This is a genomic window from Rubrivirga aquatilis, from assembly GCF_046845665.1.
Taxonomy (GTDB): domain Bacteria; phylum Bacteroidota; class Rhodothermia; order Rhodothermales; family Rubricoccaceae; genus Rubrivirga.
On the sequence record NZ_CP177355.1, the window covers coordinates 3553150 to 3569966 of the forward strand.

Annotated in this window: 17 protein-coding genes; 8 read left to right on the forward strand and 9 right to left on the reverse strand. The window is 74.0% G+C overall.

Annotated features, from left to right (window positions below; genetic code table 11):
* The first annotated feature begins 20 nt into the window (after positions 1-20).
* The 3 genes from ACLII4_RS15795 to ACLII4_RS15805 all read left to right on the forward strand — a co-directional run bounded on the left by ACLII4_RS15795 (position 21) and on the right by ACLII4_RS15805 (position 1698).
* Positions 21-527, forward strand: coding sequence for a biotin/lipoyl-containing protein (locus ACLII4_RS15795; RefSeq protein WP_412068353.1), 507 nt, complete (start codon positions 21-23; stop codon positions 525-527).
* Positions 528-563: 36 nt separating this feature from the next.
* Positions 564-1265 carry a dipeptidase PepE gene (gene pepE / locus ACLII4_RS15800; RefSeq protein ID WP_412068354.1) on the forward strand — a complete coding sequence of 234 codons (702 nt, stop codon included), beginning with the start codon at positions 564-566 and terminating at the stop codon, positions 1263-1265.
* Between the two features lie 100 nt (positions 1266-1365).
* Positions 1366-1698, forward strand: a complete 333-nt coding sequence (locus ACLII4_RS15805) for a YbjQ family protein (protein WP_412068355.1) — start codon at positions 1366-1368, stop codon at positions 1696-1698.
* Between the two features lie 43 nt (positions 1699-1741).
* Here ACLII4_RS15805 and ACLII4_RS15810 read toward each other — a convergent pair whose 3' ends face one another.
* From ACLII4_RS15810 to dtd, 8 genes are all read right to left on the reverse strand, one after another.
* Positions 1742-2299: a hypothetical protein gene (locus ACLII4_RS15810; protein WP_412068356.1), complete on the reverse strand. Its 558-nt coding sequence runs from the start codon at positions 2297-2299 to the stop codon at positions 1742-1744.
* Entirely contained in the window at positions 2300-3562 is a 1263-nt protein-coding gene (locus tag ACLII4_RS15815; protein ID WP_412068357.1) for a hypothetical protein, read from the reverse strand. It lies immediately after the preceding gene.
* A 49-nt stretch (positions 3563-3611) separates the two neighbouring features.
* A complete protein-coding gene (gene floA, locus ACLII4_RS15820; RefSeq protein WP_412068358.1) occupies positions 3612-4583 on the reverse strand; it encodes a flotillin-like protein FloA in 972 nt (323 codons plus the stop codon).
* A 42-nt stretch (positions 4584-4625) separates the two neighbouring features.
* The gene (gene moaC, locus ACLII4_RS15825) at positions 4626-5126 is read right to left on the reverse strand and encodes a cyclic pyranopterin monophosphate synthase MoaC (protein ID WP_412068359.1); all 501 of its coding nucleotides are present in this window, start codon (positions 5124-5126) and stop codon (positions 4626-4628) included.
* A gap of 154 nt (positions 5127-5280) precedes the next feature.
* Positions 5281-6276: a GTP 3',8-cyclase MoaA gene (moaA, locus tag ACLII4_RS15830; protein WP_412068360.1), complete on the reverse strand. Its 996-nt coding sequence runs from the start codon at positions 6274-6276 to the stop codon at positions 5281-5283.
* 228 nt (positions 6277-6504) lie between these two features.
* Positions 6505-8649, reverse strand: a complete 2145-nt coding sequence (locus ACLII4_RS15835; protein ID WP_412068361.1) for a winged helix-turn-helix domain-containing protein — start codon at positions 8647-8649, stop codon at positions 6505-6507.
* A 664-nt stretch (positions 8650-9313) separates the two neighbouring features.
* On the reverse strand, positions 9314-10969 hold the full coding sequence (locus tag ACLII4_RS15840; RefSeq protein WP_412068362.1) for an amidohydrolase: 1656 nt from the start codon (positions 10967-10969) through the stop codon (positions 9314-9316).
* 74 nt (positions 10970-11043) lie between these two features.
* A complete protein-coding gene (gene dtd, locus ACLII4_RS15845; RefSeq protein WP_412068363.1) occupies positions 11044-11499 on the reverse strand; it encodes a D-aminoacyl-tRNA deacylase in 456 nt (151 codons plus the stop codon).
* 132 nt (positions 11500-11631) lie between these two features.
* Between dtd and ACLII4_RS15850 the strand changes: the two genes are divergently transcribed.
* From ACLII4_RS15850 to ACLII4_RS15865, 4 genes are all read left to right on the forward strand, one after another.
* Positions 11632-13182, forward strand: coding sequence for a sensor histidine kinase (locus ACLII4_RS15850; RefSeq protein WP_412068364.1), 1551 nt, complete (start codon positions 11632-11634; stop codon positions 13180-13182).
* Complete coding sequence (locus tag ACLII4_RS15855; RefSeq protein WP_412068365.1) at positions 13169-13864, forward strand: response regulator transcription factor; 696 nt, start codon at positions 13169-13171, stop codon at positions 13862-13864. Before ACLII4_RS15850 ends, ACLII4_RS15855 begins: the two co-directional genes overlap by 14 nt.
* A complete protein-coding gene (locus ACLII4_RS15860) occupies positions 13861-14955 on the forward strand; it encodes a glycoside hydrolase (RefSeq protein WP_412068366.1) in 1095 nt (364 codons plus the stop codon). Before ACLII4_RS15855 ends, ACLII4_RS15860 begins: the two co-directional genes overlap by 4 nt.
* A 95-nt stretch (positions 14956-15050) precedes the next feature.
* Complete coding sequence (locus ACLII4_RS15865; protein WP_412068367.1) at positions 15051-15725, forward strand: hypothetical protein; 675 nt, start codon at positions 15051-15053, stop codon at positions 15723-15725.
* Here ACLII4_RS15865 and rdgB read toward each other — a convergent pair.
* Positions 15722-16312 carry an RdgB/HAM1 family non-canonical purine NTP pyrophosphatase gene (gene rdgB, locus ACLII4_RS15870; protein WP_412068368.1) on the reverse strand — a complete coding sequence of 197 codons (591 nt, stop codon included), beginning with the start codon at positions 16310-16312 and terminating at the stop codon, positions 15722-15724. The two genes, ACLII4_RS15865 and rdgB, sit on opposite strands and share 4 nt — an antisense overlap.
* A gap of 223 nt (positions 16313-16535) precedes the next feature.
* On the opposite strand from rdgB, the gene rpsU reads away from it, so the two are divergent.
* Complete coding sequence (gene rpsU, locus ACLII4_RS15875) at positions 16536-16727, forward strand: 30S ribosomal protein S21 (RefSeq protein ID WP_412070575.1); 192 nt, start codon at positions 16536-16538, stop codon at positions 16725-16727.
* Positions 16728-16817 lie beyond the last annotated feature (90 nt).

Here is a 16817-nt window from a genome sequence, read left to right on the forward strand (position 1 = left end):
CGACCCGGTATCTTCCCGCCATGCCCCTCCATCTCCGCACCGGCGAGCAGTCGCTCGCGCTCGACCGCGCCGACGGCGCCCTCACCGCCGACGGCGACGCCCTCGACGCGCGACGCGCCGTGCTTGGCACCCGGCCCTCCGCCGAGACCGCTCTCGTAGTCCTCGACGGCCGCCCCCGCACCGTCACCGTCGAGCGCGACGGCGGCGCCACGCGCGTCTGGGTCGACGGCGCGCCCATCGACGTCGACGTCAAGACCGACGCGGACTTGTTGCTGGAGCGGTTCGGCTTCGACACCGCCGACGCCAGCGCCGACCGCGAGGTCCACGCGCCGATGCCAGGGCTCGTGCTCCGCGTGCTCGTCGCGCCCGGCGACGCGGTCGAGGCCGGGCAGGGCGTGGTCGTGCTGGAGGCGATGAAGATGGAAAATGAGCTGACCGCGCCCGCCGCCGGCACCGTCGCCGCCATCCACGCCTCGGCGGGCGACGCCGTCGCCAAAAACGACCTGCTCGTCGAAGTCGACGTGTGATCAGACGGGCGCGCCACCTCTGCCCCACCCCGCCCGATGCCGATCCTCCTGCTGAGCAACTCGTCCTCCGACGCCGGCTACCTGACCCACGCCCGCGACTGGATCGCCGAGGCCATTGGCGACGCCCGGCGCGTGGCGTTCGTGCCCTACGCCGCCGTCACGTTCAGCTACGACGACTACACCGCTCGCGTGGCGGCCGCGCTCGACGGCCTCGGGCTGACGATCACCGGCGTCCACTCCGCAGCCGACCCGGCGCAGGCGGTCCGCGACGCGGACGCCGTGTTCGTAGGCGGGGGCAACACGTTCCACCTGTTGCGCGAGATGTACGCCCTCGGGCTGGTCGCCGCGGTCCGCGAGCGCGTCGCCAAGGGCGCGCCGTACGTGGGGTGGAGCGCCGGGGCAAACGTCGCGGGGCCGACCGTCCGGACGACGAACGACATGCCCATCGTCGAGCCGCCGTCCTTCAATTCGCTGGCCCTCGTGCCGGTCCAGATCAACCCGCACTACACCGACGCGCACCCGCCGGGCCACCGAGGCGAGACGCGGGCCGAACGGCTGGCGGAGTTCGTGGCTGCCAACCCCGACGCGCCGGTCGTCGGACTCCCCGAGGGCACCGCCGTCCGCATCGTCGGCGGCGTGACGCTGCTGGGCGACGGCGCCGCACGGGTCTTCGACACCGCCAGCCCCCAGGGGCGCGAGGCTGGCCCGGGCGAGGCCGAGGCGTTGTTCGGGGCGTAACGGGGTGTCGGTACACGCGTCGTCGTCTCCGACCGTCACTCGTCAGGGGGACGGCCCGTAGGCGGGACACGCTCACACATCTCCACCCACTCTCCCCGCCATGCCGACCGCCCTCATCCCCATCACCTCCGCCGACCACGTCCCAGGCCAAACGATCGTCGAGCACCTCGACGTGGTCTACGGCAACACCGTCCGCGCCAAGCACGTCGGCCGAGACATCATGGCCGGCCTCAAGACCATCGTGGGCGGGGAGATCCGCGGCTACACCGAGATGCTCCGCGACGCCCGCGACGAGGCACTGGACCGGATGATGCAGGACGCGCTCGACATTGGCGGGGAGGCGGTCATCAACGTCCGGTTCACGACCAGCATGGTTGGAACAGGCATGGCCGAGATGCTGGCCTACGGCACGGCGGTCCGCTTCGAGCCGTAGGCGGCGCGGTCGCTCGCCTCGATGGCGGGCAGGCCCGGCGGCGCTAGCTCTCGGACTCGGCTGCCTTCTGGGCGAACGCCATCACCAGACGGGCGTGCGCGGCGACCAGGTCCACGACCCCCGTCTCCGCGAGCCGCGCGTCGGGCGAGGTCGGCAGCTTGGGCGGCGAGACGCGGCCCATCCACAGCGGCAGCTTCTCGCGCAGCAACGACGGCCCGGGAAACCGGCCGGGCGCGAGGTGCGCGGTGTAGAACGCCAGCTTGCGGTCGAGCCGCTCGTAGACCGACTGGTCGGGCTCGACGTCGCCCTCGCCACCGGCGGCGACGACCTGGGCGCCCAGCAGGAAGTCGTGGTAGAGGTACGGCACCTCGGCGAGCGCGGGCCCCACCGCCGCGAGCACGGCGGGCCGCTGGCGCAGGCCGACCTCGGCCGCGCGCGCCGTGACGGTCGCCACCATCGCCAGCGTCTCCTCGGCGACGAGCCCGGCGTCGGCCTGGTCGGTGAGGTGCGGCAGGACGGTCCGGGCCACGTCCTGCGTGGTCGACAGGGCGGCGGGGGCGGCGAAGGCCACCACGCGAGCGGTGAGGACGGCGTCGGTCATTTAGTCGGTGATCGCGAGGGTGTGCTCGGCGAGCGTCTCGCCCGTCCGCCCGTCGCGGACGACCACGACGACCGGCTCGCGCGGGACGTAGAGCGTCACCGGACCGCCGGTCGTGGCGACGCGGTCGAGCGGGACGGCCTCGGCACTCTCGCCGGGACGGCGGACGGCGACTTCGCAGGTCTGTGGGCAGGCCGCGACGTCGATCTGGACTCGGGCGCGGCCCGGCAACCGCCCGAGCCAGGCGGGCCGACCGCCGATATCGCCCGCACGCGGACGGAAGACGTGGAGGTCGACGCTGGCGTCGGTCGGCGCCCACGGGCCCTCCGCGTCCACGATCACGACGGGCGACGGGCCGAGCAGGCCGGCGGCGTCGGCCGCACGGTAGGCCGGGTGCTCGTAGGCCGGCGTGCCCGCCTCGCCCAGGGCGGTCTGGTTGACGGTGAACGGGTCGATGCCGGTGCGTTCGCGGACGTACAGCCCCATCGGCGTCCAGTACGCCGTCGCGGCCTCGTTGATGTGCGCATAGCCGGCGTGGACGAGCACCCGGGCGTCGGGGTCGACACCGAGGGTGCGCTCCACGAGGTGGCGGGCCTGCTCGAAATCGCGCCGTTGTTGCCGGCTTAGCGTGTCGCCCTCGGGCTCATCGGCGTGCTCGATCTCGTAGGGAACGAGGGTGTACCCGAGCCGAGCAGCGTAGCGAACGAGTGCGGCGAACGTAGGCTCGCGGGAGTACAGGCCCGTCGAGTCGACCGGGTGGCCTCGAGCGTTGAGCGCGGTGTCGCTGGCGGCGAACGTCTCGGCGGCGAGGTAGCGGAAGCCCCGCTCGTAGAGCAGCGGCAGCAACTCCATCGTCAGCAGCCGGCTCGACGCGTCGTGGTGCGCCTCGTTCACCATCACGATCTGTGCGGACTCGGCTGCCTCGGCGATGTACGCGGCCGCCTCGACGGCGCGGGCGCCCGCGGGCACCGTGCCGACCGAGTCGCGCGGCCAGCTGCCCGTCGCGTCGAACCACGCCAGCGCGTCGCGGTGCGCGCCGACCTCGGCCTCCATCCAGGCCCGGACCTGCGTGTAGCGCGACCAGTAGTCGAGCGAGTCGCCGGCGGCGCGGTAGTCGGCCTCGGCGTCGCGCAGACGCAAGAGCGCCGAGAGCGGGCCGTCGCCGTCGCGCGGGAACGTGAGGCCGTAGGGGCTGGGGAGCCCCTGGGCCGACGCGCCACCCGCGACCAGGGCCGCCAGCAGGACGAACGAGAGCGCGCGGATCATGAGGGACACAGGATGCGTGGCCTCACGACCCGCCACTCGTGAATGGTCGCTACGACTGCTCCTCGGTCTCGCCGGGCCCGCCGCCGATCTGGGTCCGCATCTGGGTGTCGGCCTCGATGTTCCTCATGTTGTAGTAGTCCATAATCCCGAGGTTGCCCTGGCGGAACGCCTCGGCCATGGCCTTGGGGATCTCGGCCTCGGCGGCGACGAGGTTCGCGCGCTGCTCCTGCTCGGAGGCGACGGCGGCCGCGCGGCGCTCCTCGGCCTTGGCCCGGGCGACCCGGAGGTCGGCCTCGGCCTGGTCGGTTTGGAGCTTGGCGCCGATGTTCTCGCCCACGTCCACGTCTGCAATGTCGATGGACAGGATGTCGAAGGCGGTCCCGTTGTCGAGCCCCTTCGCCAGCACCGTCTTCGAGATGTTGTCGGGGTTCTCGAGGACCTGGGCGTGCGTCGCCGACGAGCCGATCGTCGACACGATGCCCTCGCCGACACGGGCGATGATGGTCTCCTCGCCCGCGCCGCCGACGAGCCGCTCGATGTTAGCCCGGACCGTCACGCGTGCAATCGCGCGGACTTGGATGCCGTCCTTGGCGATGGCCGAGATCGGCGGCGTCGTGATGACCTTCGGGTTGACCGAGACCTGCACCGCCTCGAACACGTCGCGGCCGGCGAGGTCGATGGCCGTCGCCCGCTCGAACGTGAGGTCGATGTTGGCCTTGTCGGCCGAGATCAACGCGTTGACGACCTGCTGGACGTGGCCGCCCGCGAGGTAATGCGCCTCCAGCAGCGGCGGCGAGACGGGGATGCCCGCCTTGTGCGCCGTGATGAGCGGCCGGACGATCTGGGCCGGCGGCACGTTCCGCAGCCGCATCCCGACCAGGTCACGGAAGAGGCCGAGCTTGACCCCGGAGAAGATCGCCGTGATCCACAGGCGGACCGGGACGAAGTAGAGCAGGACGATCCCGAACAGGAGCGCCCCCAAGATGATGATGAGGCTGCCGGCGCCGAGAAGTCCTTCCATGGGTCTGGGGGGTGTCGCTGGGTCGGTACGGCCCGGCGGGGGCTAGTTGTTTCGCGGGGCGCCGCGGCGGTAGTCGCCGCTGCGTCCGCCGCTCTTGGCGAGGAGTCGAACGTCGGTGATCTCGATGTCTTTCGTGACCGACTTGCACATGTCGTAGACCGTCAGCGCGGCGATGGTCACGGCTGTCAGGGCCTCCATCTCGACGCCGGTCGGCCCTTCGGTCTTGGTGATGGCCCGGACCTCGACGGCGCCCGCGTCGTCGTTGAGCTCGAACTCGATCTCGACGTTCTGGAGCACCACGTCGTGGCAGAGCGGGAGCAGGCGCGAGGTCTGCTTGGCGCCGAGCACGCCGGCGACCGAGGCGACCGTCAGCACGTCGCCCTTCTGGATCTCGTTTTCGCGGATCAGCCGGAGTGCGTCGGCGCCGACCAAGACACGGCCTGCGGCCACCGCCGTCCGTGCCGACGAGGCTTTGTGGGACACGTCAACCATCCGGGCCTGGCCCTGGTCATCGACGTGGCTAAGTGCGGGGGAGTCGGTCATGGCCTGCGGTGGGGGGACGCTGTGAAGATAGCCGGGGCGGGGGAATGGATCCGGGCGCCCGGTCGACAAACCCAGGAGCAACGAACGCCCAAGCAAACGAACTCGTGGGGGCCGAGAGCGTGTGCGGCCCTGCCTGCCTGAGTGCCTGCGGTCCCTAGCCGCCGATCCGCACCATGGGCCTCTCGGCTTGCGAGGCCAGCACGTCGAGGCCTGCGTGCGCGGCGGCCTTGCCCGCCAGCGAAGCACGGACGAGCGCGAGCACGCCGGCGTCGCTGGCGCCGGCCCGGAGCGCGTCCCGCAGGCTGACCTCTGCCCGCCCGAAGAGGCACACCTTGAGCGCGCCGTCGGCGGTCACGCGGAGACGGTCGCAAGTGCCGCAGAACGGGGTCGACATGCTGGCGACAAACCCGACGCGCCCCCGCCAGCCGGGTCGCGAAAACAACTGCGCCGTCGCCGTCGGCCGCGCGGGGACCGACGCCAGCGGGCCGTGCGCGGCCTCGATGGCCGCTCGCGTCTCGGCCATCGTGACGACGGCGCCCGGCGTCCAGCCGTTGCCCGCGAACGGCATCTCTTCGATAAAGCGGACCTCGAGGGGCTCGGCCGCCGCGAGCGCCGCGAAGTCGGCCGCCTCGTCCTCGTTGACGCCCCGCATCGAGACGACGTTGACCTTGAGCGGTCGGGCCGTCCCGATGGCGTAGCCCGCCGCGAGCGTGGCGTCGAGCGCCGCGAGGACCCGGTCCAGGCCGGGGCGGCGGGTGATCTGTTCGAATCGCTCCGCGCGCAGCGTGTCGAGCGAGATCGTGACCGCGTCGACGCCGGCCGCCGCGAGGTCGGCGAGCCGGTCCGCCAGCAGCAGGCCGTTCGTGGTGATCGCCAGCCGCCGGAGCCCGAGCCGGCCGAGCCGCCGGGCCACCCCGACGGCGTCCTTGCGCACGAGGGGCTCGCCACCCGTCAAGCGGACCGTCTCGACGCCTTCGGCGACGAAGAGCCTCGCCAGCCGCTCGACCTCGTCCGTCGTCAAGTGCGCGCCGTTCGGCGTCAGCGGGACACCGCTGGCGGGCATGCAGTACGTGCAGCGCAGGTTGCAGCGCTCCGTCAGCCCTAGGCGGAGGTACGTGTGGCGGCGGCCGAATCGGTCGGTCAGGCTCACTCGTCGCGCCGGAAGACCGTCCGCGCGATGGCGATGGCGACGCCGACCGCCAGCCCCGCGAGCAGCATGATGACGTACCAGTTGGTCGTTCCGGGCTCCATGGGTCAGTGAGTCAGCGTGTCTGTCGGTGGGTGGACAACCCGCGAGCCGCCACACGGGTTCGGCCCTTCGCTGCCACCGTCCACTTGGCAAATCCACGGGGTCGCCGACCCACTGGACACCGACCGACTACCGGAAGTCCTCGACGAAGACCACGTCGCTGTCGGCGCGGTCCTGGCGCGAGAGCACCAGGCGGCCGTCTGGGAAGGCGCCCAGGCCGGAGTCCTCGGGCACGTCCTGCACGGCCGCCAGCGTCGTCCGGCCGCCCGTCGCCACGTCGAGGCGGATGATGGACGCGGCCCGGTCGAACTGACGCTCCAACGCGTAGACGGCGTTCCCGACGACGGTCCAGTTGGCCCAGTCGGCTGGCGACACGTTCGCCGGGAGCTGCCGCGCCTGCACGTCGCGGGGCTCGCCGCCGACCTCGGGCAGCAGCCACAGGCCGCGCTTGTCGGGCCGGAGCACGATGAGCCCGCCGCCCGGTGCCTCGGCCGCCGCCACTCCGCCATGGACCGTCATCGGCTCGGCCGTCCCGCCGCTGGCCGGGACGCGGTAGATCTGCCACTGCTCCCCCCGATTGCTGGCGAAGTAGACCCACCGGCCGTCGGCCGACCACGTCGGTGCGACGTCGTCGGCGTCGCCCTCGGTGAGCTTGCGGACCTGCCCGTCGGGGAGGACCAAGAACACGTCCGCGTCGCCGTCGGCACGCGCCGAGACGACCAGGTTGCCGTCGGGCCCCCAGCGCGGGCCGCTGACCCGGGCGCCGCCGAAGGACGTGAGCTGGCGGGCGCCGGAGCCGTCGGGAGCAGCGGTCCAGACCTCGTGGCTGCCCGACCGCGTCGACACGAAGGCGACGCGCTGGCCGTCCCGCGCGACGTCCGGCTGGCGGTCGTCGCGCGTCGAGGGCACGAGCGGACGCGGCTCGCCGTCGACCACTACCGCGAGCTGGGAGCGAACGAGTTGGCGGGCGAAGACGACGCCGCCGGCCCGGCCGACCGAGGGGCTCGCGATCTCGCCGCCGTCGGCGCCGAGCGCCACCCAGCGCGGGTCGCCGCCGTCGAGCGCCACGCGCCACAGCCCGGCGGCGCCGTCGCGGTTGGCTGCGTAGACGACCTCCCGTCCGTCGGGCATCCAGTCGAGGCCGGTCACGCCCTTCTGCTCGCGCGCCAGCCGCCGCACGCGCCCGCCCTCGACCGTGACCACGGCCACGTCTTGGCGGCCGTCGAGCTGTGTGCGGACGAACGCCAGCAGGCGACCGTCAGGCGAGAACGCCGGGGCAAGGTCACCGGGGTACGTCGAGGCAGGCGCCGTGAGCCGCTGCGTCGGGGAGCCGTCGAGCTCCAAGAGATGAAGCGCGAACGCGCCCTGCCGCCCCCGCCGCGCCGAGAAGGCGAGTTGGCCGCCGTCGGGGCTCCACACGAGGTCCGCGATGGCGAGGTCCGCGGCCGCCAGCAACGTCCGCTCCGATCCGCCCCCGACCTCGACGACGTAGACCCCGCAGTCGCCGCCGATGCCGCACCGGACGTAGGCCACGCGCTCGCCGTCGGGGCTCCACGCCGGGCTCGTCTCGTCGGCCGGGTGCGTCGTCAGGCGCAGCGCCGCGCCGCCGGTCGTCTCCTGCACGTAGATGTCGAACTGGCGCTCCTCCCCTCCCCCGTCCCAGGCGAAGGCCACGCGCTCGCCGTCGGGCGCGAGCGCCGGGTCCCGCTCGTCGCCCGGCGTGCTCGTCACCGGGACGGCCGAGAGCGGCTGGACGCCCGCGACGCCCGCCCGGTACGCGACGAGGGCTCCGATGGCGACGACCGCCGCCACCGCGAGCCCCCACAGCACGATCGAGGGGCGCGTCCGCGTGGGCAGCACGGGCCGCCGCAGGTCGTGCCCGGTCACGGCCGGCACCACCTCCGCCCCGTCGCCGCCGACGGCCACGTCGTGCTCGACGGGTGCGATCAGCGCGTAGCCCCGCTTGCGCAGCGTCTCGACGTACTTGGGGTTGCGCGCCTTGTCGCCCAGGGCCTTGCGCAGCTCCGAGATGCACCGCGCCAGCACGTCGTCGGTGACAATCGTGCCGGTCCAGACCTCGGCCATGAACTCGTCCTTGGTCACGGTCTCCCCGGGCCGCGCGGCCATCGCCGCGAGCACCTCCATCACTTTCGGCTCGACGCGGCGCACGTCGTCGCCCCGGGTGAGCCGGTTCGCCATCGGTTCGGCGATCCACTCGCCGACTCGAAACGGGTCGGTGACGGACGGGTGGTCCGTCCGCGTGTGCGTGTCCATCGATCGGGGGGAGCCGGGGGGGGCGGGGAGACATCCGCGGCGGGACGGGGAAGCCCTCATCGCCGCCCCGCAGCGGACGCTCTCACGATACGCCCGAGCCCCGCCGGGGAGTATCCGGCGGGGCCCGTTGCCCCGAAATGGGGCCTTTTTCGTCCGCTGGACGGGGTCCATCAGACAACCCTCAGGCGGCTCGCACCGCGTCCCCAAGGTTTCTGGCTCTCCGCGCCGCACTTTGTGACCGTCCGCCACGGGGCCACCCACCACCCTGGGCCGCGCGGCGGACCCCGTTCTCACTACGGACGCCGGGGCTTCGTGAGCCACCCCGCCGTCCGAGGTCGGTGCCCATCACACTGCCGACCGTCCGGGCCGTCCCTGGCCCCGAGCGCCAGCCTCCACACGTCGTCGGGGCTGGCGCTTTTTGGGGGATGAATGGGGGGGCCGAGGTCGCAAGCAAGGCCGGGCCTCCACGGGTCCGCGTCCCCCCGCGTCGGTGGCGTCGTGCGGGAGGAGCGCTCTCGACAGTAGAGTGAGGCGACCTCTCGCCGAACCTCCCCTCCCGTCCGGGAGGGGCCGGGGGAGGGCGACCGGCTGGCGCCCGCCCGGCTCGCGTCGGCCTATGGGCGTGTGCCAGTAGGTGCCCGGCCGTCCGTGGTCCGTCGTCCCCTTACTCCTCCCAGACCGCCTCGCCGTCGAGGTACGTCGCCACGACGCGCGTGTCGAGGATCGCCTCCGGCGGGACCGTCATCAGGTCGTGCGAGAGCACCACGAAGTCGGCGCGCTTGCCGACCTCGATGCTGCCGACCTCGTCCTCCATGAAGCCCGCGTAGGCCGCGTCGAGGGTGAAGCCGCGCAGGGCCTCGGCGCGCGTGAGCACCTGGTTGCCGTACCAGCCGCCGGCCGGGGCGTGGCTCGCGTCTTGGCGAGTGACGGCCGCGTGGAACCCGAGAAGCGGGTTGGGGCGCTCGACGGGGAAGTCGCTGCCGAGCGCGAGCCGGGCACCGCTGTCGATGAGCCGCCGCCAGGCGTAGGCGCCGACGAGCCGGTCCGGGCCGAGCCGCTCGCCGGCCCACGGCATGTCGCTCGTCGCGTGCGTGGGCTGGACGCTGGCGATCACGCCCATGGGCGCGAACCGCGCGAGGTCGTCGAGGTGCAGGATCTGGGAGTGCTCGATGCGGTGGCGGCCGGGCCCGCCGCCGGTCGCCGCGATCGCCTCGTCGTAGGCGTCGAGCACCTGGCGGTTGGCCCGGTCGCCAATCGCGTGCGTGTTGACCTGGAGCCCGCACGCCATCGCGGCTCGGATCGTCGCCCGGATGGCGTCGTCGGCGCGGAAGAGCAGGCCGTGGTTGCCGGGGTCGTCGGCGTAGTCGGCCAGCAGGGCGGCACCGCGGCTCCCGAGCGCGCCGTCGGCGTACACCTTGACCGAGCGGACGACCACGCGCTCGTCGGTGATGCCGGCCGGGAAGGCGTCGCAGAACGGGCCGATCTCACCGGGCGTGATCATGGCGTAGTTGCGGATCGGGAAGCGGCCCTCGGCGGCGAACCGCTGGTAGACCGGCAGCATCGCCATCCCGATGCCGGCCTCGTGGACGCCGGTGAGGCCCAGGCGCGAGGTCTCGGCGAGCGCGCGCGTCAGCATCTCGGCAGTCGTCGCGGCGTCGGGCGCGGGGATGGCGCGAGCGACCAGCCCCTCGGCGGCGTCGACGAAGACGCCGGTCGGGCGGCCGTCGGCGTCGCGCAGGACGGCGCCGCCCTCCATGTCCGGCGGCGCCGGGGCGTCGGGGTCGATGCCGGCGGCGCGGAGCGCGGCCGTGTTCGCCCAGCCGGCGTGGCCGTCGATCCGGCCGAGCCAGACGGGCCGCGTCGGGAACGCCGCGTCGAGGTCGGCGCGCGTCGGGAAGGCGCCGTCACCGCCCCAGTCGTTCTGGTCCCAGCCACGGCCGGTCACCCAGGCGCCGTCGGGAAGGTCGGCCGCGAAGGCCACGAGCCGCGCGACGATGTCGGCCTTCGACGTCGTGCCGACGAGGTCGGCCGACAGCAGCGCCTCGCCGAGCCCCATCAGGTGCGCGTGGGCGTCGATGAAGCCCGGCGTGACGGTCCGCCCGCCGAGGTCGACGGTCGGCCAGTCGGGGTACGCCGCCGCCAGTTCGGCCTCGCTCCCGACGGCGACGAACCGGCCGTCCTCGACGGCAAACGCCTGGGCGACGGGCCGCGCCGCGTCGACGGTGTAGACGGTCGCGTTCGTGGCGACGTAGCCCTGGGCCGCGAGCGCGGGGGCGAGGAGGAGGGCGAGGAGGAGGGCGAGGAGGACGGCGCGGAGCATGGGTCGGCGGATGGGAGACCGGAAGGTCCCACCGTCGGAGGCCGTTCGCCAAGCCACCCGCGCGCGCCTCGTGGTTACGCCGCGCGCGGCGGGCGATCGAGCCACAGCGTCACCGGCCCGTCGTTGACGAGGGCGACCGCCATCGACGCCCCGAAGACGCCGGTCGCGACGGGCCGCTCGAGCGCCTCCGCGAGCCCGGCGGCCACGTGCTCGTAGAGCGGCTCGGCGAGGTCGGGGTGCGCGGCACGGGCGTAGCTGGGGCGCGTCCCCTTGCGCGTGTCGCCCGCGAGCGTGAACTGGCTCACCACGAGCGCGTCGCCGCCCACGTCGACGAGCGAGCGGTTCATCTTGCCGTCGGCGTCGGGGAAGACGCGGAGCCCGGCGACCTTGCGCGCCAGCCACTCCGCCTCGGCGGCCGAGTCGCCCACGACGACGCCCACGAATACGAGCAGGCCCCGACCGATCTGGCCGACGGTCTCGCCGTCGACGACGACGGAGGCGGAAGAGACGCGCTGGACGAGGGCGAGCATGGGCGGGGCGGCGGGGCGACGCGCAAGATGCGGACGGGTTGGGCACCCCGCCTGGGCGCCCGGTGACATTCGGTGACATCTGGAGACCGCGCCCTGACAGGCGCCAGGCGCCCCGCCCCTAGCTTCCCGGCGATGCCCTCCACGCCCCCGCGCGCGCTCCGGCGCCTGGCCGTCGCCCTCCTCGCCCTCGCGATCGCGCCGGCGGCCGCGTTCGCCGTGCTCCAGGGGATCGTCCAGAGCGAGAGCGACGCGCGGCTGGCGCAGATCCGCGACGACCAGCTCGACGGCCTGCTGTTCTCGGTCAACCAGAACGCCTGGGACACCGTCAGCGCCTGGGCCGACCGGCTCGCGCGGACGCCCGGCCTCGACGGCGACACGGCCCCGGAGGCCGCCGCGGACTTCCGGGCGACCGCCCCGCCGGTCCGGTTCGTCGTCGTCGCCGACACCGCGCGCTCCCAGGTCCGCGTCTTCGGCGACGTGCCCGGCCCCGCCGACCTCGAGGCGCTGCTGCCGGACACGCTCGTGTCGCGGCTGCTGGCCCAGCGCGCGGCCGGCTACCGCAAGCTAGAGCCCGTCCCCCTCGCCGACGGCCGGCTGGCCCTCGCCTTCGTCGCCGACGCGCCTCGGCCAGGCGGGCCGCCTCGGCTGCTCGCGCTCGCGCTCGACCCCCAGGCCTTTGTCGAGGCGTTTATGATGCCCAAGCTCCGCGAGGTCGCCCGCGGTGGCGTCGAACTCGGCGTCTTCCACGGGACGCGGCCCACGCCGATCGCCGCGACGGCCGCCCTCACCCGGGGCGACATCGAGCGCCAGCGGCCGCTGTGGCTGCTCCCGGACTACGCCGTCGGCGCGCGCGTCGGCGAGGGGTCGGTCGAGGCCGCGCTCCGGCGACGCGTGGGCCAGAGCCTCGGGCTGCTCGGCGGCGTGTCGGTGATCCTGGGGCTGGGCGCGCTGTTCGCGTGGCGGGGCGTCCAGCGCGAGGTGGCCGCGGCCCGGCTCCGGGAGGACTTCGTCTCGAACGTGAGCCACGAGCTGCGGACGCCGCTCGCGCTCATCCGGATGTACGCCGAGACGCTGGCGGCCGGGCGCGTGCCGCCGGGCCGGGAGGCGCGGTACTACGCGACCATCCTGGCCGAGTCGGAGCGCCTGAGCCGCCTGGTCGGCAACGTCCTTCACTTCAACCGCTTCGAGCGCGGGACCGCCCACCTCGCCCGGCGCCCGCTCGACCTCGGCGCGCTCGTCTCGGAGGTGGCCGAGCGCTACCGGCCGGTCGTGGAGCAGGCCGACTGCACGCTGGCGGCCGAGACCGCCCCGCTCCCCGTCTCCGCCGACGCCGACGCGCTCGCAGAGGCCGTCGTCAACCTGCTCGACAACGCCGTCAAGTACGGCGGCCCCGGGCCCATCGAGGTCTCGACGCGGCGGACGCGGGCCACGGCGGTTGTCGAGGTGTCCGACCGCGGGCCGGGGCTCCCCGCCGCCGACCGCGAGCGCGTCTTCGAGCCGTTCGTCCGCGTGCAGCCCGCGAGCGCCGACGGGCTCGTGCACACGGCGAAGGGCACCGGGCTCGGGCTCGCGCTCGTCCGCCGGATCGCGCGCGCGCACGGCGGCACCGCCCTCGCCGCCGCGCGCGACGGCGGCGGGGCCACGTTCACCCTCACCCTCCCCCTGACCGATGCCGGCGCCTGACCGCCCCATCCTCGTCGTCGACGACGAGCGCGCCATGCGCGAGGGGCTCCGCGACAACCTCGAGTTCGAGGGCTACGCCGTCGACGAGGCGGCCGACGGCGAGGCCGCGCTCGCCAAGCTGACGGCCGGGGCCTACTGCCTCGTCGTGCTCGACGTGATGATGCCCAAGCGGTCCGGCTTCGAGGTGCTCCGCGAGGCGCGGGCGGCCGGGGTCACGACGCCGGTGATCCTGCTCACGGCCAAGGCCGAGGAGTTCGACACCGTCCGCGGCCTCGAGTTCGGCGCCGACGACTACGTCACGAAGCCGTTCGGGCTCGGCGAGCTGCTCGCCCGCATTCGGGCCGTGCTGCGCCGGGCCGATGGCGCTGGCGCGCCGCACGGCGGCGTCCTCGAGGTGGGCCGCCTGCGCGTCGACCTCGCCAGCTACCAGGCCACCTCGGACGGCGAGCCCGTCGCGATGACGCACCTCGAGGTCGAGGTGCTCCGCTACCTCGCCGCCCGCCCCGGCGTCGTCGTCTCGCGCGACGAGCTGCTGGCGGAGGTCTGGGGCAGCGACGTCGCGCCGACGGCGCGGACCGTCGACAACTTCATCCTCAAGCTGCGCCGGAAGGCGGAGCCGACGCCCGCCGCACCGCGCCACGTCCTGACCGTCCACGGGGTCGGCTACAAATTCCTCCCGTGACGATCCGCGCCCTCCTGGCGCTGGCCGCCGCCGCGGTCGGCGCCGCCACGCCGGGGTGTGCCCCCGAGGCCCCGGCGCCACCGGGCCCCAAGGAGATCCGCGCGCCGCTGGCCCCCGACGGGCCGCCCGCGCCGGCGGCTTGGCAGACGCTGATCGACCTGCGCGGCGTGTGGGCCTTCCGCATCGGCCGCGACTCGACGTGGCAGGGGGGCAAGGCCTGGGACCGCATCCCGGTCCCCGCCGCGTGGGAAGACGCGGGCTACCACGGCTACGACGGCACCGCGTGGTACCGGACGACCTTCGCCCTCGACGCCGAGGCCGCCAGCCTCGTCGCGAAGGAGCCGCCCCACCTCCTGCTCGGCCGCATCGACGACACGGACGAGGTGTGGCTCAACGGCGAGCGGATCGGCGCGAGCGGGCGCCCCCCTCCCGACTACAAGACGGCGGCCTTCGACTTCCGGATCTACCGGGTCCCCCCCGCCCTGCTGCACACCGACCGCCCCAACGTCCTGTCCGTCCGCGTCTTCGACGGCGGGCTGGAGGGCGGCCTCTTGGAAGGCCCCGTCGCGCTCGCCGTCCCAAGCGCGGGCAACCCGGCCGGCGTCCCGATCGTGGCCGACCTCGAAGGCCTGTGGCGGTTCTCGCCCGGCGATGGCCCGTGGGCGGCGCCCGCGCTCGACGACAGCGGCTGGGCGCAGATCCGAGTCCCCGGCACCTGGGAGCCCCAGGGGTTCAGCGGGCTCGACGGGATCGCGTGGTACCGCACCCGTGTGTCGCTCTCGGACGAGGACACGTCGCGCGACCTCATCCTCGTCCTCGGGGCTGTCGACGACCTCGACGAGGCGTTCGTCAACGGCGTCCGCGTCGGTGGGACGGGGGACGTCGACGCGCGAGACATGACCGGCGAGGAATGGCTCGTCGAGCGGGCCTACCGCGTGCCGGCGTCGGCCCTGCGGGCCGGCGACAACGTCGTGGCCGTTCGCGTCTACGACGGGCTGATCGACGGGGGGATCCACCGGGGCCCGGTCGCCCTGATGACGCCGGAGGCCTACGCGGAGCGCCGCCGCCGGGTGCTCGGTGACACGTGGTGACGGGCCGGTGGCGTCCGGTGACGGAGGCTGGCAGGGCGGTGACAACCCGTGCGGCGCCGCGCCCGAATGTGGTCCCTCACCACCCCCCTGGTCCCATGACCCGCCTCCTCACGCTCGTCGCCGTCCTCTCGCTCGTCCCGACCGCGGCGGGCCAGACGACCTACACCCTGCCGGTCTCCGCCCCGCTCCCGACCACCTCGGCGGCCTACGCCGGCCTCTACGCCGTCGACGGCGGGATGCTGGAGGTCCGCGCGCTGGGCGCCGACGTGGCGCTGATCGCGCACGGCGCGCCGGTCGCCGCCCGGCTCGCGGCGCTCGCCCCGACCGACGCCGCCACCGACGCCCGCACGGTGTCCCTGCTCGACGCCTGGACCCTGGGCGACCTCGCCCCCCTCGTGGCCGCCGCCCGCCCCTCGCAGCGCGTCGCGATGGGCCAGACGCTGGCCGACTACCACGCCGCGCTCGTCCGAGGGCGCGGCGCGCTCGTCGCCGGAAGCGTGATCGGCACGTTCACCCAGATCGATGGCCGCCGGGCGACGCTCGTCCAGATGGTCTTCGAGCGGGGCTCGGAGTTCGCCACCTTCGTCTGGGACGAGGCCGACGCCCTGGTGGCCGTCCGCCGCGGCCTGCCGCCCGTCCACATCGGCATCGCCCGTGCGGTCGGGGGCGACGCCTTCACGACGCCCGGGACGCCCGTGACGTTCGACCGCGAGTCCGACGGGCGCGTCTACGCCGTCCACGTCGGCGAGCGCTTTACCGCGGTCCGCTAGGACTGACGGGCCCGCTCCGCCAGCCACCGGGAAAAGGCGTCCAGCGCCCGGCCCCGGTGGCTGATCGCGTTCTTCTCAGCCGCCGTCATCTCGGCGAACGTGCGCCCGTCGCCGTCGGCCGGGACGAACAGCGAGTCGTAGCCGAACCCGCCGTCGCCGGACTCGGCGCGCGCAATCGTCCCCTCGCAGACGCCGTCGAAATAGTGGACCGCGTCGCCGTCGGCGAACGCGAGCACGGTGCGGAAGCGAGCCCCACGGTCGGCGACGCCGTCGAGCGACGCCAGCAAATGGGCGCGGTTGTCGGCGTCCGTCGCCTCGGGGCCGGCGAAGCGGGCCGAGAACACGCCCGGCGCCCCGTCGAGCGCGTCCACTTCGAGGCCGGTGTCGTCGGCGAGCGCGGGGCGGGCGGTGTGGGCGACGAGGGCGCGGGCCTTCTTCTCCGCGTTGCCACGCAGCGTGTCGGCGTCTTCATCGACGGGCGGGGCACCGACCTCAGCGGCTGTCACGAGGTCGACGCCCAGGCCGTCGAGGCGGGCCCCCAGCTCGGCGACCTTGCCGGGGTTGCGGGTGGCGAGGACGAGGCGCATCGGGGGGGCGGGGTGAACAGACGGAAGGTGCCTTCTCGCGACGATGAACGCCAGCGCCCCCCCAGATTTCGGCTTGCGCGGTGAATCGACGGCTGCCCGCTTCCCCCCGTCTTCACCGATCCGTCCCCGTACATCCTTGGTGCGCCAGCGGGGGGCCTCTAGCTTTACCGATTGCGCCCGACGCTCTGCCTCCCCTTCCAAACAGCCCCCCTGCGCCTTGGCCATCGGTATCAAAGTTCGCGACAAGGAGTCCATCGACCGCGCCCTCCGGCGCTTCAAGCGGACCGTGAACCGCGCCCGTGTCCTGCGGATCTACCGCGAGAACATGGCCTACACGAAGCCCTCGGTCGTCGAGCGCGAGAAGCGGAAGGAGGCGGCCAAGAAGGCCCGCCGCGCGAACCGCCGCCGCTACTAGGCCCCGGCCCATAGGCCCGCCAGCGGTCGCCGCTGGCGCGTGTCGCCGCCCGCCCCGGATTCGGTCCGAGGCGGGCGTTTTTTGTGGGGC